The organism is Bradyrhizobium sp. Crot121 (assembly GCF_059512385.1).
The window spans coordinates 1-26,787 of sequence record NZ_JCAMOR010000068.1; the positions used below are offsets into that span (position 1 = coordinate 1).

The following is a 26,787-nucleotide window of genomic DNA, read 5'->3' on the forward strand; positions in this document are numbered from 1 at the left end:
CGCGGACGTGGCGGAATTGGTAGACGCAAGGGACTTAAAATCCCTTATATATCCCAATAAGCCATTGAAATCATTACACTCATGTTTTGCAAGCAGCCCATCGAAACCCGATGAGTTGGCTGTAAACCCACCCTGTTTGCAAAACAGTTCAGGCTTCAAAATTCCAGTAAACAAGGTGCGCGCGAGGGGGCGACGATACGCTTACATCCGCGGCACCGACATTCCGCTAGTTCGTGGATTTGTTGGCTCTGATAACGAGTTTGATTCCGCCATCAGGGCGGCGATTGAAAGCCACATCCATCTCGCTAACGCGAAGATGGACGGATGGCGCATGGACGCGGCAAAGACTCTTCATAGGGTCACGATTGCCCGCGCAAGGCATAGGGGGCGCCCCTATACGCTGTCCGCCGCCACCATCGCCGATATGCTTCGGGACGCGACTGACCGCTGTCAAGTAACCGGACTTCCCTTCGACTACCGGGACAAGGCTGTCGATTCCAAGTGGATGCGCCGGCCCATGGCCCCGTCCCTCGATCGCCTAGACAACGAGGGCGGCTACGAAACCGGGAACACCCGGCTCGTCTGCGTCTGCGTGAACGTGGCGATAAACGAATGGGGATTGGCGAACTTTGATGAGGTCTGCCGCGCCTACGTGGCGAAGCGCCGCTTCTGACGGCCGAGACCCTCACCCGCGACGACATCGAAGAACCCCGGCCCTGAGCCGCGCCACCTGATTGGAGATTCAAATGACTGCACCGACGAAGAAAGACTTGGCGAAGATGCTCTCGGAGATGCCTTACGGCCCCCTCTTGGAGATCGCGAAAGAGCTGGTCGAGATGAACCAGGAACCGGAGTTCAACCGCCATCCTGAAACGCCCGCCGGCATGGCCGCCACACTGTACGATTGGGGTGAGGCTTGGGCTCACGAATAGCAGGAGGAGATGGGGAGATGAAAAGCGCCGAGCAGATCGCTACCGATATCGTCGATCAACTATCGTTCTCGTCGAACAGGATGTGGAACGGGCGTCTAGTCGGCGAGCAATATTTCGCCCACGAGTTCATCCGAAAGGCCGTGGAGAGTGACCGCCACGTGATAACCGCTCCGATCACGATGAGCGACATCCGTCTGGTCGCTGGCGAAGGGCGCCTTTCTCAAGGGCAGATAGTCAACGCCGTGAACACGATTCTGCGCCAGAGGTCGGGACAGTAATGCCCCGCCTCACCCGCGTCGGCTCATGGACCTTGGAATCACCTCACCCGATACTGAGTAGCAGCACCGATCGGTCACCCCGGTTTCTGAGTTTGACGCTCCCGGCGTTTTAGTTCGCGTTCGATTGCGGTGCGGATGAGGTCGAGGCGGACCTCGTCCTTGGCTAGGAGGGAATCCATGCGCTCTACCGTCTCCTCGTTGAGAGGAACAGTTAGCCGCTCGGTCCAAAGTTTTTTGCGTCCCATCTCACTTTTTCGTATGTACGATATTGACGACTGCGCGAATATATCGTATGTACGGTTCGTCAGCAAGTGGAGAACGACAATCAGGCGCGCGATAGGAAGGATGAGGCAATGAGCGAAGAACTGCGACTGTGCGGGTACTGTAAGAGTTGGCACAGCAAACCGTGTGGCGAGGGTTGTCATTGGTCACCAACCGACCCGACTTCCGAGCAGGTGCGTGACGCCACCCGCAAGCAGGTGCGCGAGCACTACCGAAAGCACCCGCTTCCTGTCACGTTCGAGTGACCATCCCAGCCAAATCTATGATTTCATAGGAGGCAGACAATGCGCGAATGTTTCGATTGTGAACAGGGGCCATGCCACATGAACTGTGGCCCCGCTCTTGAGCCGAAGTGCGACCGCTGCGACGGCTCAGGATGGATCGTCGTTCGCAATACCTACCCGATGAGCTATGTCGGGCCGGGCCCGGCCCCAGACTATGCGCGCGGTGTTACCGACAGCCGCTGCGACGAATGCAACGGAACGGGTTTTGTGCGCCATGCGTGAACTCCTTCCATGCCCCTTCTGTGGTGAAAAGCTAGTCGAGCATGACGACCATCATGGAACGTGGTGGGCGCACCGCAGCGAGCTTGGTGATTGCCCGATAAGCGTCCACCAGATTTTCGATGAGAGGGACGCAGAGGAATGGAATAAGCGTGCCCCCGCGTCAGCCCCGGCTTCCCTATCAAGGCCGGATGATGAGGGGAAAGAAGTGAAGTGGCCGAACGGCTGCAACGAAACCGTTCCTAGGGCTCTGCGCTATTTGGCCGAAAATGAACGGCCATATGGCCGACAAAAGGAGTTCAATTGGGAGCACCTTTACCGGCTTGCCGACGAAATCGAGCAGATGGCGTCGAGGCCACTCTACGCCGCCCCCGCCCCAGCCACATTACAGGAGATAATGGAGGAAAACCGGAAACTTCGTGAACGCCTTGGCCCGCGCGGCTTGGAAGTGATCGAAATCGGCGGGGCTGGTCACTACGTCAATGAGAAGGTGAAAGCCGAGATTGTCATTCTCCGTCACGACCGGGAAAACCTTTCTCGACGCGTCTCAGAGCTTCGAGGCGGCCTAGCCGACGCGTGGCAGGGCTTCCGCGAGAAAGGGCACTTCGGGGAAGCTGGGCGGATTGAGGCTGTAATGCCAGATCTCAAGACTATGGCAGACCCCGCCTGACCGATGACCGCCTCCGCGCATGCAGAGGCGCGGTTCAAATCTGTGGTGCTGGTAGAGGCTAGGGAGAGGGTGAGAGAGATGGCTGTCAGTCGAAAGCGTAAGCCGAAAGTGCCGGAGCCGACCTATGAACAGGATCTGGCCTATCACATCTGCCGAGCGGTGTACGGCGCGGGCGGCTGCACATGCAGCAAGTCGAGCACAGGAGCGGTCTGCGATACTATGAAGTTCGCTGCCTTCAATGCCGACCTGATAGCAAAACAGAGATATGCTCAGTCCTAAGCCATGAGCAAGGACGACCCCATCCGCATAATCCCCCACTCTCCTGAAGGCATACCGGACACGGGGAGCTTCGAGGTGCGGTTCGCTGATGGGCGGGATTCGGTTTACTTCTATTGGGATGAGAACGCAGGCCGGCGCTCTATCTCAATGAGCACCAAGATGACGCGGAAACAGGCGCTAGAGAAGGCGAAGACATTCGCGAGGAGGATGAGGGGATGAAGCTATTTTCAGTCTGCGCGAACTGCAACTTGATCAAACCATTCGACGGGAAGCGCAGCTTTGGCGACTTCGACACGTGCGAGTCGTGCGGTGAAGGAATGGACCTATGGACCGAGGCGGGCGTGAGAAATGAGAACGGGCGCCGCTTCTATAGTGGCATTGAGCCGCTGCCAGTCCCCGCCCAATAGATGCCCGGAAGTTCTAAGCAGTCGAGCGGCCCCACTGGCTTTGCCAAGCGCCCTCGATACGCCCCAGGTTCGGTCATTGCCCACCTGGGGCGACCTCACGGCAGAAAGAATGGTTGGACGCGCCCCTCGGCAAACCAAGGGCGTCGGCGAGAGCGGAGGATAGGATGACAGACATTGAGAAATTTTGTACTGCGCTTCAAGAAAGCCTTCGCGCCGAAGCAGAGAGGGTTTTCCGAATGGACAACGACAATGACGCCGCCATCAGCGAGGCTCTGCGTCTCGTTGCGGAGGCGGTAGATGCTGCGGTTAAGGTTTGCCTAAAGGCTTAAATAGCCCGGCAAACCAGGGGCGAGAGCGGAGGATAGGATGAGCAGAACGATCTTCAACCGAACGTTTGGGGCGTCAGATCGAGTAGAGGTAAAGGACGACTCATCCTACGATAGCTGCGCCTTTAACGACTGCGAGATGATTGGAGACCCCGCGACGCTGCGCAACGTGTCCTTTGTTCGCTGCAGATTCGATGGGCGCGCCGCAGCATGGGCGATAGCCATTACCGAGCCTCACACTCTGATGACGGTAGACTTGCGGTCTGGTAACGTTGTCCCTGGCCCCGCTTCTGATCGGGGCGCCTCTTTCCCGGGCAATTTGCGTCGCAATTAATGCCATGGTCCACCGCCTTCCAGTCCCCCATCCCCGTGCCCGGTAGGAAGCCGATAGAGACCCTCAGAGAGGCCGGTCAGTACATAGCCTCTCTACCTAAGTCAGAGCAGGAGAACCCCCACTGGCAGGCCGCCTGTGAGGCTCTGATACTGGTTGCAGAGCGTGGGGGAGATACGAATTTGGCTCGGATCGGGATGCTGAGGGCTTTGAACCACGGCGAGCCCAAAACGTTCACCAAGCGTAGGAAGCCCGTCAAGCGCTACAGGATCATCCCATGACCGGGAAAACAGTCTGGATCTACGACAACGGCGAAATCTTCAAAAGATTCGACTCTGAAGACGAAGCCCAAGCCTGGTTCGCCATACACGACCCTGAGGGCGTCGCATTCAAGCACGAACTGAGCGACCTGCGTCCAGCCGGGTCAGCCGATCAATACGGCGTGCCGAGGGCGGATGAGAGTAGCTAGCGCTTCGTCTCCCTTGTGGCGATCTCGCCTGCGCAGGCGATATATCCGATATGATCGACAAAATCGTCGATGTTGAACAAGCCCGCTTGCGCCCTCGCCTTCTTCAAGTCAGCCATCATGAAGCCCACGTCAACCGCGCTGATCGGCGCTTCGGGATTCGGCCGGTTCTGCAGATAGACCGTCCAGTAAGCCGCGATGCGCGCGAAGGTCTTGTGCTTATCACCATGCTGCTCTGCACGGTCGCCGCCGATGAGTTCAGCGGCCTTGGTGGCGATGTCTGTTGCGTTCATTTCTCACCGTGTTCTTGCAAATCACTCTATCACAAACCTCGCAAATCACCTATAAATTACGGTGTTTTTGGAGATTCACACATGCGCCATTTTGAGTTCTTTTACGGATTCCCGGGTACGGCTTACGACGTCCGCGCGATGAGCGAGGAAGAGATTAAAGCGTATCAAATCGCCAATCTCGCCAAGGCTCAGAACGTGCCCCTCACTCAGCAGAACTATCTCGGGATGCTGAACTGGAATCCGAATCCCAAGCCGCTTGATGAGCGCTTTGCAGACTTCAAGGTTCGGCTGGCCGCTGCGCTGGCGAAGTATCCTCACCTCGCCTAGTCCTTCTCGAACTTGAACGCGCGCCGCACAGCAGCCGTCGCCCTTGCATCTCGCGCGCTCTGCACCTCGATTTGTCCGTGTTCGTTGACACGGAAATTGAGGACGTGAACCAGCCCGCAGTCGCAGCATTGGGATTTGTGCTTACGCTTGGTGACGACGATCCACTCCCCATCCTCAACGTGGTAGTAGTCCGTCCTGCTCATACCCGGATCAGCTCCCCGCGGAATTGGACGTGCCGATCGTCCCACTTCGTAATCAGCTCGGGGTACATCAGCCGGCCGTCGCGATACGTCAGGAGCGCAAACCCCGATCTCCAGTCCAGCGGCGAATCCTCCGTGTAGCTGAAAGCGCGATGTTCCTTGTCAGCCACGCAGCCAGTATCGACGCCATAACGATCATAAGGACGATAGTCAGAAAGTGGTCGAACGTTCTGCGAATGGAGATGCCCCGTTACCATGCTGACGCCAGCGTTGAGAGCGTTTGCCCGGGTGGCACCCTGCCCGCCCTTAAAGCGATGCTTGACCATCGTAGCGCCGCCCTCAATGCCTTCGTTGATAAAGCAGGACATGGCCTTGTCCCACGCTCCGAAGTGATCCGAGAGGTGGACGCCCTTGATGCCGCGATACTGAGGGGCGAGATTGGCGATCATGGACTCGAACCGGGCATCATGATTTCCCAGCGTCCAGACCTTGTGAGTGCCGCGCTTGCAGGCCATCACGATGTCATGGAGATGGTCTTGCGCTGCCTCGATCTCTTCCTGTGGATCTGGCGCCTTCTCCCAATTCTGGGGATGTCGGCTGATCCGCGGGAAGTCCATCACATCGCCATTGAGGATGACAGCGGATGGCTTGATGTCGGCGGCGAACTTCTTGAAGGCCCGAAGGCAGGTTGACGCTTCGCCAGGCCAGATGTGGAAGTCTGAGCCTATAAGAACTGTTCCGTTCTTGATCTGAAGCGAAACGCGGCCGGGGTGATGAACTTCGATCTTGGAAGGCGGCTGAGCGGTAGGTATGATGTTGGCCCGGCGCCGTTGGACGGACCTTACATTTACTTTCAAGATTCTCGCTGTTTCTGCCGCTCCATGTTGTCGGAAAAGTGCCTCAAATTCTGCATCGCTGCAGCGAGCCCCCGAGTTCATTCGGTCCCCTATTTCCCTAGAGCCGCTTTGATGCCGACCCAAACCGCCCCAATAACGCCCGTAGCGATCACGGTAACGACCGTCTTGAATGTGAATGATTGCGCTTGCTCTACGCTCTTTCTCCATCTGCGGAGATGGGCAAAATCGGCGCGCAATTCCCTTCGGTCTTCATCTTCAAGGCCAAAGGAATTGAGCATCGTGGCGAGCGTGGTCTCGACGACTGCCTTGACCTCTGCCTCAGTCATTCGAGATTTCTTTACTGTTTGTCGGCATTTCTATTTCCAGCCTTATCGAGGGTGATGCTTCGATGGGGTCAGGCTCGCTGCGATGTTTCAGCCATCGTGGCGGGCCGCTTACTCAACGCTGTTTGAGGATGCGAGCGATGTTCTCGAAACCGCGCTTGCCAACGTAGAAGACCATGATCCACCCGGCCCAAGTCAGGGCTTCGCCGGTCAGTGGATCTGTGTTGAAGATGTTTGCCGTGTATCCAGCAAAGCTGCCTATCACCTTGTCCCATAGGGTCAGCTTTCCGAAGTAGATCACCATGAGATAGCCGAACAGCTTTTCCGGCTCCCATGGATGACCGATCTGGGCGCGCTTGGTTTGCCCTTGCTCCTGCAGTTCAACTGTTTGCGCGGCGATCTCCTTGCCGGCGAGATCGGCCGCTATGGCCTTATCGTCCGTCGTCGCCTTGAGATGCGCGTTATAGGCGTCGATCAGCCCCTTGATGACAGGGCCGCCGAGGAACGACAGGATGGCCATCCACATTACTGATGCCACCCTCTACGGCGAGCCATCGTCCACCAGCCCTCAGTCAGAAGCCCGATGAAGCCGGCGACAACGAAGTTCGCGACCTCGAAGATATTTGGGTCGTTCACGTCGATCGCGAGCCCGGCCTTTGCGACCCAGGCTCCGACGACGTAGCGCAGCAATATCCGCGTGATTGGGGCGGCGATGGGGAGCATCAGATCTTGGCCTTCAGCTTCTCGATCTGGTCGTTAAGTTGGCCGATACGATCCTCGGCGCCCTTGTACCAGAGCAGAACCTTGTCCTTGCAGAACCAGATGAGAGCGCCACCAGCAGCGAAACCGAGAGCAAATTCAAACATTGGCTATTTCCTTTTGAAGATGGCCGAGATGGCCGAGACGATGGCAGAAAGAAAACCGCCCCAGGCTGAGGGCTCTGGGGCTGGGGTAGGCACGGGAGTTGGAGCAGGTTGAGGCGGCGGTTTCGCCTCGCCGAACGAGATGGACGGATCTAGAGCGATCATCGCGAGCAGAAGACCCGCGCAGCCCGGCTGCTGATCGACGTGGTTCGGATCATACTTGCCGTCAGCGACGTACTTCCCGGCCGTGTATTGATCAGTGCCGGCCCAGAGGTACGGCGAGGGCTTGCCGCGGTTGGCGTACCCAGCGCCGTTGTACAGCTCGAGGTTCGTGAGCGCCGGCCCGATGCTCCAATCCTTCTCCCGCGCCAGATACGGATGGCAGTTCACCAGCGCATCAACCGCCGCCTCTTCCCAGCTCTTGAACGGCCCGCGCCCGGCTGGGACATGAACCGAGACCCGATTCCAGGGATCGCCCTGCGCGAGCGAACCCGACCAATCCTGCGACGATTCCCGCATGTGGATAACCGCGATCACCCACCACGGAACGCCGGTCTTGGCCTCTACTGCCTGATAGCGTGCTTTGGCCCCGACCAGCCGCTTGGCTATTGCCGTAAAATCACGGGTCAGCTTGGCTTTCGCCCAGCGGTCAGCGTTCGCCCGGGTTAGGGCGTTGAGGTCTGGCATGGGGCTCCTTGCCCGTTTTGGTTGAGGAAGTAGTCAGATACCGCGCAGCGTTTGCACGCTAACGGGCACTTGATCGTTTGCTCTTGCTGCGGCCGGTTGCGGCGGTTATGGTCCGCGCCGCAAATTGGAATCGGAAGTTCAGTGACACTTAAAGTAGAAGCTCGGTTAAACCGGCTCGATCACTTACGATTATTCACAGTCACGCAGCGAAGATGGATGTTGGCAATTGCATGTTGCCTTTTCATCTTCATGGTTCAATCTGTGTTGTTCTCGTTTGGCTACCGACTGACAGCAGATGATGTTGAGGCGCACTATTTCGCGCTCGATACGGTTCAGGCTTTTCTAGACTACACAGGTCGCATGGCCGTCGCATCTGGTCGAGTCGGCCATTACGTTGCAGTACCGGTGAATATGGCGGGAGCGTTCGCCAGCGATTATTTAGCGGCACGGCTGTTTTTTTCGATTGTGTTTTTCGGAAGTTTTGTTGCCTTCGCCGTCCTTCTCGGCCGGTTGATGCGGGCGCCTCGTCTCATCGCCCCGCTGTCTCTTGCTTATTTGATATGCTGCCCACTTTTGTTCAGCCACACGCCCCCGAATGCGTACCCATTACAAGTAACGTTGCCATTCCTCGTCATACTACTTTGCCGCATTTTCCTGATCGGAAGAGAATACGAAAAGGCGGTTGGCGTCGTTCGCCTTGTGCTCATGGTCGCAATCACGGTCGGGAGTGAATATACGCTTCTCTTCACCGCAGGTGTGCTCATCGTAGAACACTCGATCCGCAACGCGGACAATATGCGAGGTATGCTTCGTAGCAAGTTGTTGTGGGCCGATTTTGCTACAATGGCGGTAGCGCTCATACCTTACACTTTTCGCTTCGCCGCACCTTCCGTATACGGCGGCAACCAACCGGACGGCATTAGCGATATCCACGCAGTTCTGTCGATCCTTTGGCTTCACACTTGGAACGGAACTATTTTCGCTCACCTTGGCGTTCGCGCCATTCTTGAATCCTGGAAGGTGCTCGTTGCCGCCAGCGGTCTAGCTTTTGTTGCCGCCCTTGGCGCCTTTCTATTGCCGCTCGGCACCCGCCCGCGAGTTCGTCTAGTCTCAATTGTGTGTCTAGCGCTGTTGGCCGCGTGGTTGTGCGTTATGCTGCCGCCATCCACGAACAAACGCTTGCATGACTGGTGTAGCATCAGCAACGAATGTACTTACACGACGAGCCGCCTTGCCTACTATTTCGTTATCCCTGCGGTGTTCTTACCGATCATAGTCTATTTTGATAAGTCGGCGCTTGCGTTGCTAACGGCAGCTCTTGTCTTTTTCGGCTTTTCACACAACTGGACCTTGAGTGCGATGATGCGCAGCTATGTCCACCCATACAAAGAGGCCATTTACTCGGCGTGTGCCATAGACCCCGCGAAAGCGCTAGCCGCGCTAGACCCTGAAAACCACATATCCATGCACCCTTGGATGGATAGATCGGCTTACTGGTCGCGCTTAGCGATCTATGAAAGATATCGGCAGGGGTGCTAGAAGTTGGCTGATGCCAACAAACCTAGACCCTCGCTTCCCACACAAAGTTGTAGGAACCGGCCGCGATGCCGCCGTTGAGTTGTACGTTCAGGACCGACGAATTCGCAGTGACCTCGCGGATATATATCGGGATGGTCGAAGGCGGCGACGTTCCGGTGATCGGGAATTCGCCCAAATACGACGAGTTGCGCACCGTGAAGAAAGCCGGTGTGGTCGCCAGCCCGTGGGGGATCGCGAACGAGGACCCGCCGCCGCCGTATGTAAACACGCCCGTCCTGTGGTACAGGTTCTTGCCGGCGAGATTGCCAAGAACGCGGCAATTGGCTTGCTGCCCAGAGGGCATAAGGACAGGGTTGGAAACCGTGCCAGGATTCCCGCCCGTAATAGTCACATTAAGAGCTGTTGTGGCGGCGCTGAAATCAAGGAAAGCGGCTGTGCCGTCTCGGTAGTTACAGCTCGTCACGTCGAACGTGTCAATGGTAGTTCCGGCTGCGGCGTCAATGAACTTCCCAGCCGCCTTGCTGACGCAGTTGGTGATGACAACCGACCGCGCCTCCGATACCACCTGGAAGGCGGCTTGACTTCCGCCATACTGGCCGCCCGCAAAATCCATGTCCTTTACGAACCCAAGGTACACAGCCGGGTCACTTGCGCTAGCTCCCACTGCGTAGCAGCTTTCGAAGAAGAAGCTCCTGATCGCGTTGCCCGTACCAATGCTACCTTCAAGTCGGATCTGGTTCCGCTTTCCACCTTCAAACACGCATTGCGAGAAGCGAGCGTCTCCAAATAGCGTCGCCAGGGATATGACTCTGAGACAGTCGCTCGTGCAGTTAGCCGGGGATGACCTGAAATTCGTAACGATGGCTGACCCGAGCTTGTCCCAGAGCATACCGTAACGACACGTTGAGCCGTTCGGCGTGATCTGCTCACAGTCCGACATAATAACATCGAACCCAGCCGATGAATCGCCGACTGCGTTGAAGTGTATGTCCACCGCGTTGTACCAAGTGATGCGGTGCAGATAGAGATAGAAGACGGTGCCGTTGACGTTGAGGTTTCTGTAACCCCCATCGAGGGAGATGTTCTTCAAATGGACAAGGTTGGTTGGTCCCTCGATGTGAATGAGATACTGTGCCGTCTTGGCCGCATCGAGATCGCCAATGACACGGAAACCGTCAAGGGTACACTGCGAGGTGATGTTGAGGCCCTTGCCGTTGTGCGTTACCCGGAACTCTGACTTGAGCGGGTTTCCCCTTATGGTCAAGATGCCGTTGATGTTGACGGGCGCGTTAAGTCTGCACTTCAGCCCAGGCGCCTGACCCGGCGCGCCCGAGAAAGTCAGAAAGTTAACCCACGCCTGAATGGCTGCGCTGTCGTCCGTGCCGGTCGTGCCATTCCAGTCGAACTTTGCGCCGAACCAACGAGGATCAACGCCATCGGCCTGCCACGCGCCATCGCGCACCCATGCGCCAGAGGTCGCGGCAACTGCGGTAGCTTTGATATAGACGCCTTCATTCGGGTCGTTGGTTATCTGTCCTGAATAGTCGCCCGCCTGCCAGACGAACAAGCCTTGACGGCCTGCCTCATCAAGATAGGCGATCGTGTCTTTCGTGGTATCGAGCGCCTTCAATGCCGTGCGCGTCGCAACGGTAATCAAACCGGAGCCCGACGCATCCGACAATGGGGCGATAGCCCATCCGTTTAGCTCGATGGACGGATAGAGGATAACTGCTGCAAGTTGATCCGCGCTGGAATGTATCGTCCAGTTCGCCTGCTGCATGATCGTAGTGCCGCTGCCCGACGGCGTGATCGTGATTGTGTGATCGGTTACAGCCGATGACCAATCAACAATCACCAGAGCCTTGCCGGCCTGATTTGCGAGGAGAGGCAACGTCAGGGCCGTTGCGGTGGGCGACGTGCGCTGAATGGCAGCCAGCGACGTGCCGTCATCTATGGTATCAGATGCACCAGTGATAGATTGAAACGAACCGGACGAGAATGACGCAGGCGATATCGTATTCCACTCGCCTGTAAATTTGTTCCAGATGGCAAATAGAGAATTCGCCGGATCGAACTGCGACGCCTGCGAAAGCCTCGAGTAGTCGAGATCCAGATTGTAGGCCAGTCCATCCTTGGCAACTGCGATGCCTGTACGCCCGATCAGCGCAGCCGGAAGTTTGGTCCTGACCTTCAGCTTAAGACGGTTAGACATTCAGTTGCCCTCAAGAATAGCGACATCACCGATGATCAGATCGGTGATGAATCCGTTAATGGTGATTTTGACGCCGCATGGATATGTGCCCGCGCAGAACTGGTGCACATCGTTCTCGTTGAACTGCCACTGAAACCCAGGGCCAACAATCACGACTTGACCGTTATCGAGCGTTGCGATCTCGCGACGGCAGCCGTCGTGGTCCTTGATGTAGACCCCGATCGCAACCGTATAATCAGGGCTGCTCAGGTCGATCGTCGAGCCGTCGTCCTCATCCACGAGTTCGACGACATCGCTGAGCCACGTTGCGCGGTTCGAAATGGTGGCGACTTGGCCAGTAAACATCGGCGCGCCTCAGAGCTTAATGAAGATTGACATCACCATCGTCGGCTGAACGTTCGGGATGGTGGTGGAGGAGCCGCCTGTGTTGTTTGATGTGGCAGAGCCGCCGCCGGCAAACGTTCCGGACACGCTCGCCGGGGCATTGACCACACCAGTACCTGGCCCCGAAGCTAGCGGTGCGCCGCCAGCCTGAAACACCGAACTGGTCGTGCCGGAAATGCTGCCAGTGACGCTAACGACTGACGTAATCGTCGGGATCAGGCTTGGCGTAAGCGTAACGGTCTGCCCATTGTTTCCGCTATTCACCTGACCAAGCGTAGTGGCCGCAGCGCCAAAGCCCGGCGAGCTCAAGCGCCCTGCGGCCGTGTTCCCCATATCGTCAAGGCCAGCGATGACACGGCCACGAAGGTCGGGGGTAGCTATGACTTTATTTGCTGCGAAATCATTTGCGCAATTGCCGCTTCGGGCTGGCGTCATGACCAAGTTTGGATCATTGGCGCAGAGATAGACGAATAAAGCCTGCGTATCGGCATTCGCGCGCTCAGTAGCGCCACTCGTTGCCGAGCCAATCGTGCGGCCGTTGGCGCGGACGAAGCCCGCAAGCGTCCCGGTGCCGTAAACGACCTTCATGTCCCCGGTGGAAAGGACCGTCGTCGGATCGACGGAGCCACCCCCGCCCCCGCCCGAGCTCGGGCCGATAACCAGGATATTGTCTGCAACGACCTGATCGACGCCGGCCGCATTGGTGAGGCGGACCTTGATCTGGCCATCGGCAAGGAAGAACTGCCCGAGACGCCCCGCGGAATCGCAGGTCATCGGGTTGGGCTGCGGAATGGTTAAATTGGTGTCTTGGTAGGCGTTTTGCGGCGTTGCGACCGTGCCTGCCTGGTAGAAGTAGAGCTTGCACTCCGAAAGCGGCTTGCCGAGGGAATCGAACTGCTGCGATAATGAGAAGGAAATGGTGCCCGCCGACATTGCCGGCGAGGCAATTCCCAGCGCGAGAGCCAGGGTCAGGAAGAAGCGTTTGAGCATTGACGTACCCATGAAAAAAGCCCCGCGATGGGGGCTGCTGTTATGGTGCGTTGCGGCGTTGATGCTAGGGCCTTGGCCCCTGAACATTTGGCTGGTCATCGGCGCGGCCTACGCCTGCCGCTTGAAGGGCGGGAATGCCAGGAGACTGCTCGCCGCCGACACGCGCGAAACTCCGATCGAAGGTCCGCAGCGAGTTGAAGAGGTTCTGATTGCGGGCAATCGTCTGGATACCGCGGGTGATAGTGCGCGGATCATTCGAGACGAGCATTTCAGCCACCCGGCGCGAAAGGCGCTCGTTGATCGCATTGCGTCCGCGCGCCGCCCCGTACACGAGAGCAGCATTCACGACCGCTCCGGGATCAGTAAACGGATTGATCCCGCCGCCTGAAAAGCCATAGGCGCCGCCGGCAAGACCAAGCTCAGCCAATTGCCGCGCTGTGGTCGAATTGCCCTGCACGGCGTTACGGGCCAGATCCATGATGCCTTCGACCCGCAAGCCGGCCTCGAGTTCGGCCGCGCGCTGTGGGCCAAGGGCGATGTTGAGCTTTTCCCGGGCGGCGGGGGATTCCGCGATCTTGTTGAGTACCGAACGGCGGTCGCCGATCTGGTTCAACGTCTCCACGTAGCGAGACACGAAGCCATCTTGGAATAGCTGGCGCTCAGTCGGGGACATCTGGGCCAGTGCCCGCCGCGCCTCCGCTGCGCTCATGTTGCGGCCGACGAAGTTCTGGCCGGCCTCCAAGGCATCGCGAGCACCGAAGAAGTGAGCCGCCCCCGCGCGAGCCTGTGCATAGCTCGGCACAAGCTGGTCAAGATGGTCTCGCAGAACGCGCGAGAAATCCTGCGCATCCCGCGTTCCTACCTGATCGAGGTTTTTCTTTACCGTATCCCAGAACTGAAGGCTGGGCAGCGCCACCGTCCCGTTAGCGTCAGTGCGGAGCTCCATTCGGCCCGTCTGCCGGTTCATCACAAAGGGATTACGGACAGGCGTGAAGCCACGGCGAGCGGCGTCGTTTGCCCCCGTGATGGTCGCCTTACGAATGGCATCCTGCACAACGGGTGCCTGCGAAAGCTGGTCTAGGCCATCGTCCCACAGCCCCGCGGCGCCATCGCGGTAAGCGCGCTGATAAGCCGGCCGATTGACGTTCCGGCTGGCCTGAAGCAGCGCTTCAGATTGCGCTTCTGCGTCTGGATAATGGAACGTGTTGCGAAGCCAGTCCGTAACGCGGCCAGACTGGCCCTCAAATCGATCGTTGATAGCCCGGTTAAGGACTGCCCTACCCTCTGGCGAGGTGTTGGCGGCCGACCGAGCAAGCGCCCGCGTGGTCTCGCCCCCGAGGTCGCCGATGACGGCAGGACCGCCACCTTGGACGCTCGCCGCGAACTCGCCAGGCGTGAGACGTTGCGCCGCCTGCGGGTCAATGGCCTGATCGCGTTCGATCGCAGTCACGACACGACGCGCCGCCTCGCTGTCAGGATTGCGAATGCCGCGGACAGTGTTGGCGATCGGAGTTGCAACGGCTCGAGCACCGCGCACCACGCCCTCGATAGCGGCCGGCGCAGCGCCTCCCAGAAGGCCGCCAGCGCCAGCGCCCACGGCAGCGCGGGAAATCCTATCGACCGCCCCTTGGCCCTCGCCAGCGCCAGCGGCGCCGCCCAGGACCGCGCCAGTACCGGCGCCTGCCGCCATGCGACCCGCCAGCGTAGACGCGCCAGCACCCGCCCCTACGGGCAGCACAAGGGCGCCCCCAATGGTCCCAACCGTGTTGGCAATCGGATGCTGTTCCTCAGCCGCCTGGTTCGCTGCCCGCTCCCGTGCCACCGCAGCGTCATAGCGCTTCTTGGCTTCGGGGTCGCCGGTCCAATACTTGAGCGCACCGCTGATCAGCGCCGAGAGGCTGGCAGGATCGTTCGGGTTGACGCCCGACGCTTCGACGAGACCACGGATTTCATCGCCAAAGTTGGCCGTGAAGCCCTGTGCAGCGCCACGAGCGGCAGCGTCCAGCGCGCCACGATCAGCGGGGACACCAGGAGGTGGCGCACCAGCGGGCGCATCAGGCGCGGCCTGTGGGGCTTCAGGAGTGATGTAAACCCGGCGAGCGCCAGAGGGAGAAGTAGCCGGCCGCGCTTCGGCAGGAGCCGCAGGCTGCTCGTCGAACTGATCGAAGAAGTTCGCCGCCTGCGGTGCTGCCGGGCTCATGTTTGGCTGCGCAGCAAAGGCCATTGCTTGCGGCGCCTCCGGGGCAAACTGATTGACCGCAGCGACAGCATCTTGAGGGCCAAGCGCTTTGTTGAAGCGCCGGCTGTACTCCGCAACAGTCGTCCCGAACGCATCCCGAGCGTTCGGGTTCTTCATCCCCTTCTCGCCAGCAAACCAAGCCCGAGCGGCGCCGTCCGGACCGTATTTATCGACGTACTGACCGAACTTGCCGTTAAAGATGGCGTCCTGAAGCTGAGGGTTTTGGATAAATTCCTGCGGCGAAACCTCGCGCCCAAGGACTTCCTTCGACCACGGGCGAACGTTTTCGCTCATGACCTGATACTTGCCGAGCGCGCGGCCCATGCTGCCGGTGTCAGGACCAACAGCGCGATAGTTGCCGCCGCTCTCAATAGACGAGATCGCGTCAGCATACGGCGAAGAGGCTGGCGCAGAGGCCGCGCTATCGAACTGGTCGAAGAAATTGGCCAATTATTCTTCCCCACCACCGCCAAGGGCGGATTTAGCGGCACCGCTGCCGTATTTGGCATCGAACTGCGCCGACAGGCGCGGGTCTTTCTTCAGGGCTGCAATCGCCGCCGCGGGCGCCGAGACGGCGGGCTTCGATGTAGTCTCCGTCTGCTTCTGATATGGCGCGAGCTTGCCATTTGCGTCGAAAACGTACTTTGGCCGGTAGCCGGCGCCGGCATCGCGCGCCATGCCTTCAATGACCGTGCGCCGGTTCGCGGCCTTTTGCGCGACCACTTCAGGAGGATCATTCGGAAGCGGGAAGTATTGCTTGTCGCCGCTCTCAAATTCAGATGGCGAGATAGCCGCGCCGCTCTCTTGGCGAAGCTTTGCGTTCAGGAAGTTTCTCTTTGCCTGATCTAGTTGCAGATACTCCTTGGAATGAAGGTAGTTTCTCGCATAGTCGCCAATCGGCGCCTTTTCGATAGCGTATTGCGTCGGGGTATTCGCATTTGTGAGCCCCGGCTTCCCATCAACTCCGCTGAATATTCCTTCAGACTCGGATAGGCGATCAGCGAACCCAGCAGACTTCATTTGTTCGTTATTCTTGAACGTCTGACCGGCGTAATAGGGGTTATTTGGTCCCGCAGACGTCGGCGCGCCCGTGCTGATCGGACCCTCTGCCCCGTCCGTGTTCACGCGAACAAGCGTCGTCTGCCCAGTGTTCGGATCGGTGATTTCCTTGATAGTGAACTTGTCCTTGTTGAACGCTCGATCGGCATTGCTCTGCGCGCGCTGCGCCTCGGTTTGCCGGAAACCAAATTCCCGATCAGCTCGAGCATCAGCAACCGCATCCCGGCCGCGCTGATACTGCGTGTTCGCCGCGGTGCTCGCCAGTTGAGCAAGCGACAGGCCCAGTGTGCTGTTGTAAGGCAAAACGCGCGTAGCCAACGCAGCCAGGCTCTGCGGATTGCTCGCATCGAGCCCGCTGCCCAACGCCTCTTTCACTGCATTCTCAGCCTGCGAGCGCTGGTAGACCTGTCCGAGCTGGGCCAAGGGCGAGAAGTCAATCCCGCCCGAGAACGCCTGGACTGGCTGGATCTGGAGAGGAGCTACCGCCATCTATCAATATCCCGAGGGCGAGCCGCCGCCCATGAAGAGATTGCCAAGACCGAGCGCTGACGTGCCGCTCTTGAGGGCTGAGCCAAGGCCACCAAAGCCGCCACCAGCAGCCAGCGACGCGAGCGACAGCCCCGCGCCCAGCAGGTTCTTGGCGCCGGCTGCCTTGCCTGCGGCCTCGAGATTGTTCGCCGAGGTCATGCCGGAGGTGTAATTGCCGAGCAGCCCGGTTTGGTTCTGCGCATACTGGCTCGCGAGATCAGCCAAGCTGCCATAGCCCGCGGCTTGTCCTTGCGTCGCCGTGATGTTGTTCTGGTTCACGCCGGAAAGCGCCGACAGCCAGTTATTGTATTGCTGGTTCTGGTTGTTCTGCGCGAAGTTCAGCGCATCGAGATCAGCATTGCCGCTGTTCGCCATGCCCGCAGCCGCGCGACGACGATTGATCGCATCAAGACCGGCGTCAATGCCCTGCTGATAGCCCGGGCTCGTCGTGAAGGCGGATTGCGCGTTCTTGGCCGCGTCTGCGCCGTTGATACCAAGCGCATCCAGGTAAAGAGAAGTCCCCTTTCCGTACTGGCCGGCCAGGTTCTTGTAGAGATCAGTTGCGCTGTTGAGGTTCTGCTGCCCGGTCTGATAGCCTTGACCGAGGAAATCCTGACCATAGCCAAAATAGTTCTGGTAAAGCCCGCGATTTGCGTTCGCCGCGTCTTTCTCGGCGCCGCCGCCGAACAACGTATCTAGAAAGCTGGCCATTGATTGATTCCTTTAAGCCCAACTGACGGATACAGAGCCGTTGGCTCCCGGGTTGCCATGAGGTCCATTCCCTTCGCCCCCGGCGCCGCCCGCGCCGACAACGACGGTCACCGTGCCGCCTACTGCGAGTTGCCCCGCGGCGTATGTCTTGACCGCGCGGCCACCGTTCCCGCCGTTGCCCGTGGTAACGATCGAATGAAGGCCGCCTGCCGCGCCGCCGCCCGTCGTATTGGTGTCGCCACCTGATGCTGTACCTGCAGCGCCATCCGCGCCGATGCCGTTATCAAGCCCAGTGAATTGACCGCCCTGCCCACCGTTGCCGGTAACGCTGCCGAAACTGCTCGCGCCGCCGTTCTGTCCTTGGGTTGCCCTGAATTCAGAATTGCCGAAACCGTATTGGTCCGTGCCGCAGCCTCCACCACCCGCACCAGGGACATCAGCCGTCAGCGTGTTGTAGAGCGGAACAGTGAAACTGAATGTCCCCGGCGTGGTGAAGGAAACCGAGCCAGGCACCACCACCGGCCCACCGTCGGGGTTGTGATAGGTTAGAATCAGCGCCTGGACAGGCATCAGGTAAGGCCCACACCTGAGATCACCCAAGCTACGGTCCCGACCTTCAAGGCAGTCGCTAAACCGAAATTCGCAAGAGTCCTATTCCCGAAGGAAGGCGACGCGGCGCCATTCATCAGAATCATGGTATCGCCGCAGGCAATCGTCAGCACATTTCCCGCAAGCGCCGTATTAACGAAGGTGATCGTCGTCCCGATCTCATATGCAACGCTGCTGTTCGCCGGGATGGTGAATGTGTGGCTGCCGCTGGCCAGATAGATGTGCTTCCCGGCATCCGATAGAACGCAAGTGTAGTCGCCGGTCTGGCTGTTCTGCGGGATAAGTCCCGCACTCGATGCAGCCCCGCCGCCAACCGCGCCCGCAATCAGCTTTAGCTTTTCGTACCAATCCGGATTGATCGCGTTTCCGATCATGATCGGAACGTCGTAGCCCGGGATCTCAACCGTCATCGCAACCCGTCAACTTGCATGTCGGCACCCATGAACGCGAAGGGCACGTTGCTCGTCTCATCAAAGCGCCAGCGCACGCCCTGCACTTCCGCTTGACCCCAGATCGCCGATCGCACCCGCTGGTCAGTCAAAGCTTGCCGGCCAACCTTGATCGCCCGCGGATTGCTCCAATTCATCCCGCCATTGCGGGAAACCGAAATCTCAACAGATGGATCGGTCTGCACAGGGTCATTCCCCGTCGCAATGCCGACGCCCTTGGTGCAGTAGAGCTCGATCCCATTGACCCGCACAGGCGACGGGAACGCGCCCATCGGGCCGGTCTCGATCCGCATACGAAGCGGGTTGCCAACCTCGTCCTGGGTCTCGGCGTCGATCTCGAGCAGATTGCCCGTCAGCTTATCGCCGCAGAGCCATTTGCCGAACGCCTGCACCGGGAACAGCCCGCGCCAGTCCTGGCGAAGATAGCTCTGACGCTCAAACCATGTGTTGATCGTGGTATCGAACACCCAGCACCAATTAGCGCCCTGCACAGCAACAAAGCCGGAGCCGACCGCATGCACCGAAACCGTGATCGCGGATTTGTCTGCTTCCAGCCTGATCAACTTCTCAAGTTCAGGCGTCGAAATCGGAACAGGCGTATAGCCGTCGAGCCGAGAGACACGATAATCGTCCCCGACAAGGAAGATGCCCTTGCCCCAGCCGTCCTCGTCGCCGGCAATGGCATAAGGCCCGACCACACCGCGGGCGATCGTCGCGATGTAGGAGAAGAAGTATCCCGTGTCGTTCTGGCCACCCCAAACCTCCATCGAAGCCGAGCCAACCTGAAGGATCTGGCCGTTGCCGAGCGGCATCGAGCAATAGAGCGTGTCCGGTTTGCTTTCCGCAGCGGCTTGGCTGAGTGAATTGATGTTCAGCGCGTTAACGTCCGAGTTTCGGATCGTGCCGTCACCATAAGTGAAGTTGAACACGCCCTTGTGGTACTTCACGCTGTTGGGTTGGCCTACGGTCGTGCCAGGATATGAGGTCACCGCACCGGCCGAAATGATCTGAGCGCCGTCACCAGGAGACACGATCACGATGTTCGGAGTCGTCGCGTTATCCCGCGCCATGAACACAGGAACAGTTCCGCTCACCGTGCCCGTCAACTGCGTGCCAGCCCCCCCAGCAGAGGTGAAGCTGAACACCCTGTTCCCGACGACGGCGTAGAGCGTCGAGCCGACGAGCAGTCGCCCGCGGAAGTTCGTCACGCCCGTTGCGCCCCAGCTCTTAAGCCCCGGCGCCCGCCAGTAGGCGTATTCCTTCCCAGCCGTTGCAGCTAGCTTCTCAGGATAGCAGTTGATCAGCCTTCCGCCTGCCGCCTGCGGATGCTTGCCCGGAGCTGACAGAAGCGGGAATGGGACCGCGACCATCAGCGATAGCCGTTAAAGTAGCCGCGCCAATAAGGCCTAAGCGCAGGATCGATGGCAAGCGTGCGCCTCGTCCTCGACGGAGCGGAGAGATACCGCAAGCGGTCCTCATGTGCGTTAACAGCCGTCAAATCTAGCGGCGCATTCGAGAACTTCGACGCAGCATGCACCGCAATGAGCCGCGCCAAGGTCTCGAAATACTTCAGCGGGATATCGTCTCGATCGCCGACGTAGACGACCCCTGACACTTCCTCGAGCACCTGATCGATGCAGCTATCAATCGTGTCGTGCTCGACAGCGCCCAACGCCTCGCCCGGCACATACTTACCGAGGAGCGCGGCAACCTCGTTGATGAGCTGTTCAGCAGTGCGGGAGGTCATGGCTTCTCCGCTCCATCAAGAAAGGGGCGGCCCAATTAAGAGCCGCCCCAAGTCGTTTAGCCGGAGACGCGGACCGCAAGGCGCGGATCGATCGTCTTGACACCGTAGATGCAGTCAAGACGCCAGGTGCTAACGTCGTTCACGCCGTCATAGTACGGGATGACGCGAACGCTGATGCCGTTCTTGCTCTGGCGCGACACGTCCACCGCGCCCGGGGGCTTCACCATCGGGACCATTGCGAGCGCAAAAGCGTTCTTATGGAACAGAAGGTTGTTGGTGACAGTGGTGTTCGCCGCGACACCGACGTTAAAGGTCAGTGCAGCATTGTCCGCCGGAGCCGCCGAACAGTTCTTGAAGGCACCGGAGGTGATGATCTGCGGAGCGATCGTCATCGTCAGATTGCCCGATGCGTCCGAAGAACCGTTGCTCACCACGACGAACTGCTTGAGAAACGGCAGCGTCGCCTTGGTGACCGGGTTGACATCGAATACGCCGGCAATGGTGAACGAGTCACCCTTGACGACGCGAGCCGCTGCTGCCGCCGTCCAGCCGTCCGTAATCAGCGACTGGGTGTTGGCGCCAGTCGTGTCATAGGTGGTATTCTGGTTGGCGCCGTTGACAAGCGGTGTGCCGCCACCCGGCCCAGTGGTGAAGGCCGGCGCATTCTGCGACATGTAGGTGTCAACATTGCCGACCATCCCGATCTGGCCCTGACGGTAGGACTTGCCGTTGATCGAGTTGTTGAACAGCGACGTCTGCGAACCGGCCATGGCCCAGTAGTCCGCCGGCGCCAGAACGCCAGAGCGGTCACCCTGGGGAACCGAACGCTGGTCGAGGTTCGTCGTGCCCTTGGCAAACTTCGCAAAGGAGTCGATCACCGTAGTGGAAATGGGCGGGGCAGTCGTGGTGACCCACTGCGGAATGTCCGTGTAGAGGGACATCACGTCAATGTCGATCTGGTTAGCAACCTGCACCATTGCGGGGCGGATCACGCGCTCAGACAGATCGCCGATGTTCAGGGTCAACTGCTGCGAGGTGAACTTGAAGTCAACGCCAGCCACCTTGTTGATCTGCAGGCTGGTTTTGCCTTCGGTCACGTCCTGCACCAACCCGGAGTTGGAAATCTGTTGGCGGACGGTGAAGTCAGTCGGCTTGCGGATGGTGATGGTGTCACCAACTTCATAGCCGTTGATCTTCTTGTCGAACTCGCCTTCGTAGCCGCGGTAAACCGCGCCAGCCATGACAAGTTCGTTCTCGAGAATAGCGACCGCAGCCTTGGCCACGATCGAAGCGGTAAGGGTAGTGTTAGCCATTGAAACCTATTCCTTGTGGAATGGCTCCCGCGTACTTAGCCGTATTTCTTCTTGAGCCACGCCTGAAGATCAGCTTCAGGGGATGATGGGCTCGCACCACCCTTGGGGCGGCCTAACGGAGCGGGAGCGGATGTTGCTTTCTTCGCTTCCGGCATCTTCACAGTGGCTTCCAGCCGTCCCATCTCTCGGGCCAGCTCGCGTCCGCTCATGCTGTTGAGTGCGGTAAGCTTGTCGGGGTTCTTTGCGAGGTAGTAAGCGAGCAATGCGCTCTTGTCGGATGAGAGGATTTCGCGGCCGACTTCCGGGCTAACCGGCACCTTTGCGGCGGCCAGAGCCTCGTCGTAGTCGGTAATGACCTCGCGGGCATCCTCTTCGCGCTCCTGATGGGCGAGAGACCGTTCTCGCCAAAGAGCCGCATGCTTCGTTTCGCGTTCGGAGGCTTCTCGGGTCTCTCGATCCTTGCGGATTTCATCGCGAACAGCCTTGCCGGCGTTGAACGCCGTCAGCGCTTGCTGATACGCGAACCAGTCCCCGTTGAAGTCCTCTTCTTTCGGCGGTTGTTCGTCTTCGCTGGCCTTTGCGGCCGGCGCTGAACGCTTCAGTTCTTCTATTTCGCGCTCTCGCGCTTGCAGTTCAGAGAGCAAACGCTGCTCGCGGATCTTGGCCCGCTGCGCGCCGCTCAGCTTCTTGGGCTTATCCTCGTCGCCGGCTTCTTTCTCGCCAGCGTCTTCGGTTTTACCCTCTTCCTTGGTCTCTTCAGTCTCTTCCTTGACCTCTTCGGCAGCATCAAGGTCGATAATTCCGTCATTGACGGGAGTTTCAGTGGCAGTCTGTTCGGTAGCCAGCGTTTCCGCCGTCTGTTCGTCGCTCATTGTTCACTCATGAAAAAGGCCGCTCCGAAGAACGGCCGTGGAATGCCCAGCGCGGCTGCGCCAGACTTGTTACTCAGCGCCAGCCGGCTCCGGCTTGGGCGCTCGCATCTGTTTCATGGTCTCGTCGTGCTTCTCGCCCGCACGCTGGGTGTTAACTCCCAGGATGACCAACTCAGCCTCGTGCTTGTCCTGCTTGTGCGCGGTGTCCTGTGCGTGCTCCTGAGCATCGCGGGCCATTTCAGCACCATGCCGCTCAACATCGCGCAGGTTATCCATATGCGTCTGCGCAAGACCTACCTTGGCCTTCTCTGCCTCGATTTCGGACCGCGCCGCATCGGCCATGGCCTTCTTGGCGTCCGCCTCTGCCTTGACAGCGCGGGCTTCTGCTTCTCTCACCTTGGCCTGCGCTTCAGCCATCTGCAGCGCCTGGGCTTGCTGGGCGAGCTGCTGCGCTTGTTCCTTGTCGGCCTCTTCCTTCAATTGCTCAGGCGACGGCGGCTGTCCTGAAGCCTGCTCGCGCTTCTGCCGGTCAGCCTGCAGCTTGGCCTTGATCGGAGGCGGCAATAGTTCCTCAAGCCGTTCGCCGATCTCCTCAGCGTTCGGCCAATCCATGCTCTTGGCGTACAGATCGCCCATGACAGGCGCCGCGGGCGGGAACGCGCGGATGAACTCGGTCATTGCGTCCTGCGCCAGCTCGCGCTTGGTCGCGTAGTTCGGCCCACTCTCCATCACGACGTCATAGGCGCCGGAAGTCATGTCGTGCAGGACTTGCTCGACGCCGTTCACGATCTGCGGCTTGTTGATATCGACGATATCCGGCTTGCCGTCGTCGCCGAGGATCTGGACCGTGCGCTGTGTGTCGTAAATCTTCGGGAATAGGTCGTTGACAATCTCAGCCGTGCGCTCGATCGCAAGCGCGAAATTGTCGTGATAGACGTAAGTTCCGGTATCTCCCTGCGCATCACGGCGAGCAATCGCAATTCCGCTGGTCTCGTTCGACTTGGCACCAAGCGAGGCATCATAGATGCCGATGACGGCCTTCATGTCCTCCGAATTGCGCGCCTTGCCTTCGATGATAGCCTGAGAGGCTACCGGAGGCGCAACACGCTGGGGCGGACCAGGAGCGCGCTCGTCTGGCGTGTACTCCAAGAACGGAAGGTTCTCGGTGTTAGCCACTTCCCAGAGGTCGTAGTGATCCTGGAACTGCTTCTTGGTGCCGAGCCAAGGCGCCTTGGGCTGCAGCGCAATCACCTCAGTCTCAGCCGAGGCGTAGTAGTTCTCCATACGCTGAAGATCGCGGGCATAGCGGACGATGCCATGCCGGTAAACGTCGCGGCCGACCCTCACCTCCTCGCCGATGACCGGGATAACCGGGATATGCATGCCCGGCCAATCGGCCTCTTCGAGGACTTCAGACATCGTGAGCAAGTATCGGCAGATGCGATAGCTGTCCCGCTGCTCGACTCGGGCGCCACGCTGGGTCTCAAGCCAGCTGAAGGCCTCGCGCAGCACCTCCTTCGGCAAATCCGCGACCTGTTCGGTCAGATCGTCAATAGTGCCATCAGGCATCAGCGCCAGCGTGCGCTTAATCGGCTTCTTCTTCCAATACTGCTGAACACGGATGAAATCGTCCGTGGCCCAGCTATCGAAGCATCCCGTCGTGATGCCGTAGATCGCGGTATCAAACCCGTCAGCCTTCGCGTTTGGCCATTGCCTCTCGAACTTCGCCCGCGTCATATCGGTCGGGACAAAGCAGTGATCGGCGTCCGATTTGGTCGGCAGGATCGCGTCAGCATCCCAGAGCACGGACACGCCGTCCTCTATGCCAACAATGCGGATTTCCTGGTTGAACGTCCCGGCGTGCGCGTATTCGGTCGTGACAGCCCAATGGCCTATGCCGCACGTCACCTGACTGTCAGCGCCAGTGGTGTAAACATGCTTGGCCTTTGATCGGTTCTCGACATAGCGGATCATGCCGGCCCGAACCTCAGCCGTCTTGATGTCCGCGCCGCTATCGACCGGGACAACCTTGATGCCAGGCCGTGATTGCCGCATATCGCCCGTCACCTGCCGGATGAACTGCGGGAGCTTATTGACGACATGCATCGGGCGCCCTTTTCTGGCCTCCCGTGCTTGTGCATCCCACTGATCTTCTAACCGACCGCGGCGGAAACGTAGATCCTCGTAAGCCTCGTCGATGTTGTTCCGCTCGCGCTCGTAGTCGCGCTCGTACTCCTTCAAGGCCTCTTCGTGGACGGCTTCCCAATCCGATTTGGGCTTCGCGTCGTCCTTGTCGTCGCTGTCAGCCATCAGGCGCCCAACCAGCTACCATGACGACGCGGGCGCGCAGTGCGCTGCACAGCCTCGAAGACAGGTTCAGCAAATGTCAGCACAACAGCATCCCAATCATCTGGCGACCGCACTCCGCGGGCTCGCATGTGTTCTTTGCTCTCAAGCAGCAGCCTTTGGTTCGTGTCGTAGGAGTAGCCAGGACCGCAGGCGTCAGCCTGCAAACTGTCCAAGTCGGGGATGTCCACCCCGCCCGGCTCATCAAGCCAGTCTTTCGATCGGCTCCACATTTCAGCGCGCCGATTCCGCGGGCCTGCAGCCTTGGTGCCGTCCGGCAGAAGAATGACAGGCTCCTGCGGCTCTGATCCGAAGTTGATCGGAACCACGATAGACAGGTACGGCTCGCCCCAACTGTGCAGGATATCCACAACGCCAGCGCCAATTCCGCCAACGTCAACGAACGCCTTTGCCGGCTTGTCGGCGTCAATGATCTGCTTGACCCAGTTGGCGCCCGCAACCGTGTCGATCTTGGTCTTGTTCTCTATCTTCGAGACTTGCCGACCGCGGCGCCAGGCGATGGAAAAGCGATCGTCTCCAAAGCGCGCCGGATCGACGCCAAGCACGAGCGGTCCGATTCCTTCGCAACTGAACTTACGAGCTGCAAGAACTCGCTCGGACTTGATGAAGCTATCATGGCCCGTAAGCTGGAAGGCTTCATCAGCCGTCGCCGGATATTCCTGCTTGAACAGGAGTTCATCCTTTAGCTCCGCAATCTTGGCCCTGCGCCAGGCCATCTGCTCGAGACTGAGTTTGTGGGCGTCAGCATAAGCCTGCTCCGCTTCGTCCAGCACAAAGCCCGGGGGCACTTCGCGGCGGTACTCATCCTGCCAAAACCACGGGATGAAGATCGCCTCATAATCCCCAATCCCGGCCTCTGCCTGCTGCCAGCGCTCGTGAAACTCGCCGCCTACGCCGTTCGCCGTAGACTCCAGAACGATTTCCGTTCCCGGCAAGTCCGGGATCGCCTGGACAACGCCCGCGAAGTGCGTCTTCGCATTGGGCCAGAAAGCCACCTCAGAGCCGTGGAAAAGCTGAACGGTCTGAGACCGCCCCACAGCCTTTGCGCCCGCTGTGCCGACCGCGTAGCCGCTCTCAAGGCCCTCGAAACTCAACTCCTTCGCATTCGCTGCGCCAGTCGCGGGCCTTACCAGATCCGGGCAGTGCGAATGGTAGCGATCGACCATTCCGAACAGGTTGTTTGTCGCGTCCTGCTCATGCGTCAGGATGAAAACCCGAACACCCCTTGTATGCGTTGCGCGCCAGTAGTAGCGCCCGCCGATATACGTCGAGATGCCCTGTTGCCGCCCCTTGAGGACGAGCGCCCTAACCTTCCCGGTTCGCTGCCGTTGCGCCTCTAAGCGACCATGCAGGTAAAGCTGCGCCTGGTTAAGAACCAGCGGTTCGATCTTGCCGGCCTTGGTCCTGATCTTCAGGCACTTCGAGGCGTAGTGGGAGAAATTATCCCTCAGTCGGCGCCTGATCGTCCGTTCCCGGCTCGTCAAGCTCATCGAGTGCTTCCTCGTGCGAAATGGCTAGGCCGCCCGACATCTCCACTGCCTGAGCTGGCTTGCCATCCAGTCGGTCAGCCACCTCTTTGATGGCAGCAAGGCTGTTCTCGCCATCCGCCGCTGATTGTAAAAGTTTGCGAGCAAGTCCGCGCAACGACCTGAAATCGTTCTGATCCAGAGCCGCTAATTCCATTCTCAGCGCGTCTCGGAACGGTTTGTCGCGCTGCTGTCCTCGAGAGCTTGGGTTAGCCATT

33 protein-coding genes are annotated in these 26,787 nt (G+C 59.2%); 9 read left to right on the forward strand and 24 right to left on the reverse strand.

Annotated features, from left to right (window positions below; genetic code table 11):
- From AC5ZGW_RS35900 to AC5ZGW_RS35910, 3 genes are all read left to right on the forward strand, one after another.
- Positions 1-673 (forward strand): hypothetical protein (locus tag AC5ZGW_RS35900; RefSeq protein WP_496114039.1); only part of this gene is annotated, 673 nt, incomplete at its 5' end.
- Between the two features lie 73 nt (positions 674-746).
- The gene (locus AC5ZGW_RS35905; protein WP_130228897.1) at positions 747-932 is read left to right on the forward strand and encodes a hypothetical protein; all 186 of its coding nucleotides are present in this window, start codon (positions 747-749) and stop codon (positions 930-932) included.
- 17 nt (positions 933-949) lie between these two features.
- Positions 950-1,210, forward strand: coding sequence for a hypothetical protein (locus tag AC5ZGW_RS35910; protein WP_130228896.1), 261 nt, complete (start codon positions 950-952; stop codon positions 1,208-1,210).
- A gap of 74 nt (positions 1,211-1,284) precedes the next feature.
- Here the strand turns inward: AC5ZGW_RS35910 and AC5ZGW_RS35915 are convergent, their stop codons facing one another.
- Positions 1,285-1,455, reverse strand: coding sequence for a YlcI/YnfO family protein (locus tag AC5ZGW_RS35915; RefSeq protein ID WP_165435471.1), 171 nt, complete (start codon positions 1,453-1,455; stop codon positions 1,285-1,287).
- A 535-nt stretch (positions 1,456-1,990) separates the two neighbouring features.
- On the opposite strand from AC5ZGW_RS35915, the gene AC5ZGW_RS35920 reads away from it, so the two are divergent.
- The 4 genes from AC5ZGW_RS35920 (at position 1,991) to AC5ZGW_RS35935 (ending at position 4,477) form a co-directional block, all read left to right on the forward strand.
- Positions 1,991-2,665: a Lar family restriction alleviation protein gene (locus AC5ZGW_RS35920; RefSeq protein ID WP_130228895.1), complete on the forward strand. Its 675-nt coding sequence runs from the start codon at positions 1,991-1,993 to the stop codon at positions 2,663-2,665.
- Between the two features lie 282 nt (positions 2,666-2,947).
- Complete coding sequence (locus AC5ZGW_RS35925) at positions 2,948-3,163, forward strand: hypothetical protein (RefSeq protein ID WP_130228894.1); 216 nt, start codon at positions 2,948-2,950, stop codon at positions 3,161-3,163.
- 352 nt (positions 3,164-3,515) lie between these two features.
- Positions 3,516-3,680 carry a hypothetical protein gene (locus AC5ZGW_RS35930; protein ID WP_165435470.1) on the forward strand — a complete coding sequence of 55 codons (165 nt, stop codon included), beginning with the start codon at positions 3,516-3,518 and terminating at the stop codon, positions 3,678-3,680.
- Between the two features lie 605 nt (positions 3,681-4,285).
- Positions 4,286-4,477 carry a hypothetical protein gene (locus AC5ZGW_RS35935; RefSeq protein ID WP_130228892.1) on the forward strand — a complete coding sequence of 64 codons (192 nt, stop codon included), beginning with the start codon at positions 4,286-4,288 and terminating at the stop codon, positions 4,475-4,477.
- Here the strand turns inward: AC5ZGW_RS35935 and AC5ZGW_RS35940 are convergent.
- Positions 4,474-4,767, reverse strand: coding sequence for a DUF6378 domain-containing protein (locus tag AC5ZGW_RS35940; RefSeq protein WP_130228891.1), 294 nt, complete (start codon positions 4,765-4,767; stop codon positions 4,474-4,476). The genes AC5ZGW_RS35935 and AC5ZGW_RS35940 overlap by 4 nt on opposite strands.
- An 81-nt stretch (positions 4,768-4,848) precedes the next feature.
- Here AC5ZGW_RS35940 and AC5ZGW_RS35945 point away from each other — a divergent pair, with 81 nt between their 5' ends.
- Complete coding sequence (locus AC5ZGW_RS35945) at positions 4,849-5,094, forward strand: hypothetical protein (protein ID WP_130228890.1); 246 nt, start codon at positions 4,849-4,851, stop codon at positions 5,092-5,094.
- Here the strand turns inward: AC5ZGW_RS35945 and AC5ZGW_RS35950 are convergent.
- The 7 genes from AC5ZGW_RS35950 to AC5ZGW_RS35980 all read right to left on the reverse strand — a co-directional run bounded on the left by AC5ZGW_RS35950 (position 5,091) and on the right by AC5ZGW_RS35980 (position 8,024).
- Entirely contained in the window at positions 5,091-5,297 is a 207-nt protein-coding gene (locus tag AC5ZGW_RS35950) for a hypothetical protein (RefSeq protein ID WP_130228889.1), read from the reverse strand. The two genes, AC5ZGW_RS35945 and AC5ZGW_RS35950, sit on opposite strands and share 4 nt — an antisense overlap.
- Positions 5,294-6,232, reverse strand: a complete 939-nt coding sequence (locus tag AC5ZGW_RS35955; protein ID WP_165435469.1) for a metallophosphoesterase — start codon at positions 6,230-6,232, stop codon at positions 5,294-5,296. Before AC5ZGW_RS35955 ends, AC5ZGW_RS35950 begins: the two co-directional genes overlap by 4 nt.
- A gap of 8 nt (positions 6,233-6,240) precedes the next feature.
- Positions 6,241-6,477 carry a hypothetical protein gene (locus AC5ZGW_RS35960; protein WP_130228887.1) on the reverse strand — a complete coding sequence of 79 codons (237 nt, stop codon included), beginning with the start codon at positions 6,475-6,477 and terminating at the stop codon, positions 6,241-6,243.
- A gap of 112 nt (positions 6,478-6,589) precedes the next feature.
- Positions 6,590-6,994: a hypothetical protein gene (locus AC5ZGW_RS35965; RefSeq protein ID WP_245474982.1), complete on the reverse strand. Its 405-nt coding sequence runs from the start codon at positions 6,992-6,994 to the stop codon at positions 6,590-6,592.
- 5 nt (positions 6,995-6,999) lie between these two features.
- Positions 7,000-7,197 (reverse strand): hypothetical protein, encoded by a 198-nt coding sequence (locus AC5ZGW_RS35970; protein ID WP_130228885.1) that lies wholly within the window; start codon positions 7,195-7,197, stop codon positions 7,000-7,002.
- On the reverse strand, positions 7,197-7,340 hold the full coding sequence (locus tag AC5ZGW_RS35975) for a hypothetical protein (RefSeq protein ID WP_165435468.1): 144 nt from the start codon (positions 7,338-7,340) through the stop codon (positions 7,197-7,199). Before AC5ZGW_RS35975 ends, AC5ZGW_RS35970 begins: the two co-directional genes overlap by 1 nt.
- A 3-nt stretch (positions 7,341-7,343) precedes the next feature.
- The gene (locus AC5ZGW_RS35980; RefSeq protein ID WP_130228884.1) at positions 7,344-8,024 is read right to left on the reverse strand and encodes a hypothetical protein; all 681 of its coding nucleotides are present in this window, start codon (positions 8,022-8,024) and stop codon (positions 7,344-7,346) included.
- A 216-nt stretch (positions 8,025-8,240) separates the two neighbouring features.
- On the opposite strand from AC5ZGW_RS35980, the gene AC5ZGW_RS35985 reads away from it, so the two are divergent.
- Positions 8,241-9,563: a hypothetical protein gene (locus AC5ZGW_RS35985; RefSeq protein ID WP_130228883.1), complete on the forward strand. Its 1,323-nt coding sequence runs from the start codon at positions 8,241-8,243 to the stop codon at positions 9,561-9,563.
- A 22-nt stretch (positions 9,564-9,585) separates the two neighbouring features.
- Here AC5ZGW_RS35985 and AC5ZGW_RS35990 read toward each other — a convergent pair whose 3' ends face one another.
- From AC5ZGW_RS35990 to AC5ZGW_RS36060, 15 genes are all read right to left on the reverse strand, one after another.
- Entirely contained in the window at positions 9,586-11,775 is a 2,190-nt protein-coding gene (locus AC5ZGW_RS35990) for a hypothetical protein (RefSeq protein WP_207231110.1), read from the reverse strand.
- Positions 11,776-12,054, reverse strand: a complete 279-nt coding sequence (locus AC5ZGW_RS35995; RefSeq protein WP_130228882.1) for a hypothetical protein — start codon at positions 12,052-12,054, stop codon at positions 11,776-11,778.
- Positions 12,055-12,129: 75 nt separating this feature from the next.
- Entirely contained in the window at positions 12,130-13,161 is a 1,032-nt protein-coding gene (locus tag AC5ZGW_RS36000; RefSeq protein ID WP_130228881.1) for a hypothetical protein, read from the reverse strand.
- 52 nt (positions 13,162-13,213) lie between these two features.
- Entirely contained in the window at positions 13,214-15,712 is a 2,499-nt protein-coding gene (locus AC5ZGW_RS36005; RefSeq protein WP_130228880.1) for a hypothetical protein, read from the reverse strand.
- A gap of 126 nt (positions 15,713-15,838) precedes the next feature.
- Positions 15,839-16,936: a hypothetical protein gene (locus AC5ZGW_RS36010; protein WP_130228879.1), complete on the reverse strand. Its 1,098-nt coding sequence runs from the start codon at positions 16,934-16,936 to the stop codon at positions 15,839-15,841.
- A 3-nt stretch (positions 16,937-16,939) separates the two neighbouring features.
- Entirely contained in the window at positions 16,940-17,686 is a 747-nt protein-coding gene (locus AC5ZGW_RS36015; protein WP_130228878.1) for a hypothetical protein, read from the reverse strand.
- A 12-nt stretch (positions 17,687-17,698) separates the two neighbouring features.
- A complete protein-coding gene (locus AC5ZGW_RS36020; protein WP_130228877.1) occupies positions 17,699-18,256 on the reverse strand; it encodes a hypothetical protein in 558 nt (185 codons plus the stop codon).
- Positions 18,256-18,669 carry a hypothetical protein gene (locus AC5ZGW_RS36025; RefSeq protein ID WP_130228876.1) on the reverse strand — a complete coding sequence of 138 codons (414 nt, stop codon included), beginning with the start codon at positions 18,667-18,669 and terminating at the stop codon, positions 18,256-18,258. Before AC5ZGW_RS36025 ends, AC5ZGW_RS36020 begins: the two co-directional genes overlap by 1 nt.
- Positions 18,670-18,701: 32 nt before the next feature.
- Positions 18,702-20,114 carry a packaged DNA stabilization protein gene (locus AC5ZGW_RS36030; RefSeq protein ID WP_130228875.1) on the reverse strand — a complete coding sequence of 471 codons (1,413 nt, stop codon included), beginning with the start codon at positions 20,112-20,114 and terminating at the stop codon, positions 18,702-18,704.
- The gene (locus AC5ZGW_RS36035) at positions 20,114-20,491 is read right to left on the reverse strand and encodes a hypothetical protein (RefSeq protein ID WP_130228874.1); all 378 of its coding nucleotides are present in this window, start codon (positions 20,489-20,491) and stop codon (positions 20,114-20,116) included. The genes AC5ZGW_RS36030 and AC5ZGW_RS36035 overlap by 1 nt, the downstream gene beginning before the upstream one ends.
- Before the next feature lie 56 nt (positions 20,492-20,547).
- The gene (locus tag AC5ZGW_RS36040) at positions 20,548-21,804 is read right to left on the reverse strand and encodes a P22 phage major capsid protein family protein (RefSeq protein WP_130228873.1); all 1,257 of its coding nucleotides are present in this window, start codon (positions 21,802-21,804) and stop codon (positions 20,548-20,550) included.
- Positions 21,805-21,839: 35 nt separating this feature from the next.
- Complete coding sequence (locus AC5ZGW_RS36045) at positions 21,840-22,676, reverse strand: hypothetical protein (RefSeq protein ID WP_130228872.1); 837 nt, start codon at positions 22,674-22,676, stop codon at positions 21,840-21,842.
- A 69-nt stretch (positions 22,677-22,745) separates the two neighbouring features.
- Positions 22,746-24,986 carry a portal protein gene (locus AC5ZGW_RS36050; protein WP_496114040.1) on the reverse strand — a complete coding sequence of 747 codons (2,241 nt, stop codon included), beginning with the start codon at positions 24,984-24,986 and terminating at the stop codon, positions 22,746-22,748.
- On the reverse strand, positions 24,986-26,533 hold the full coding sequence (locus AC5ZGW_RS36055) for a terminase large subunit (RefSeq protein WP_245475027.1): 1,548 nt from the start codon (positions 26,531-26,533) through the stop codon (positions 24,986-24,988). The genes AC5ZGW_RS36050 and AC5ZGW_RS36055 overlap by 1 nt, the downstream gene beginning before the upstream one ends.
- A complete protein-coding gene (locus AC5ZGW_RS36060; protein ID WP_165435512.1) occupies positions 26,484-26,726 on the reverse strand; it encodes a hypothetical protein in 243 nt (80 codons plus the stop codon). The genes AC5ZGW_RS36055 and AC5ZGW_RS36060 overlap by 50 nt, the downstream gene beginning before the upstream one ends.
- Between the last annotated feature and the right edge of the window lie 61 nt (positions 26,727-26,787).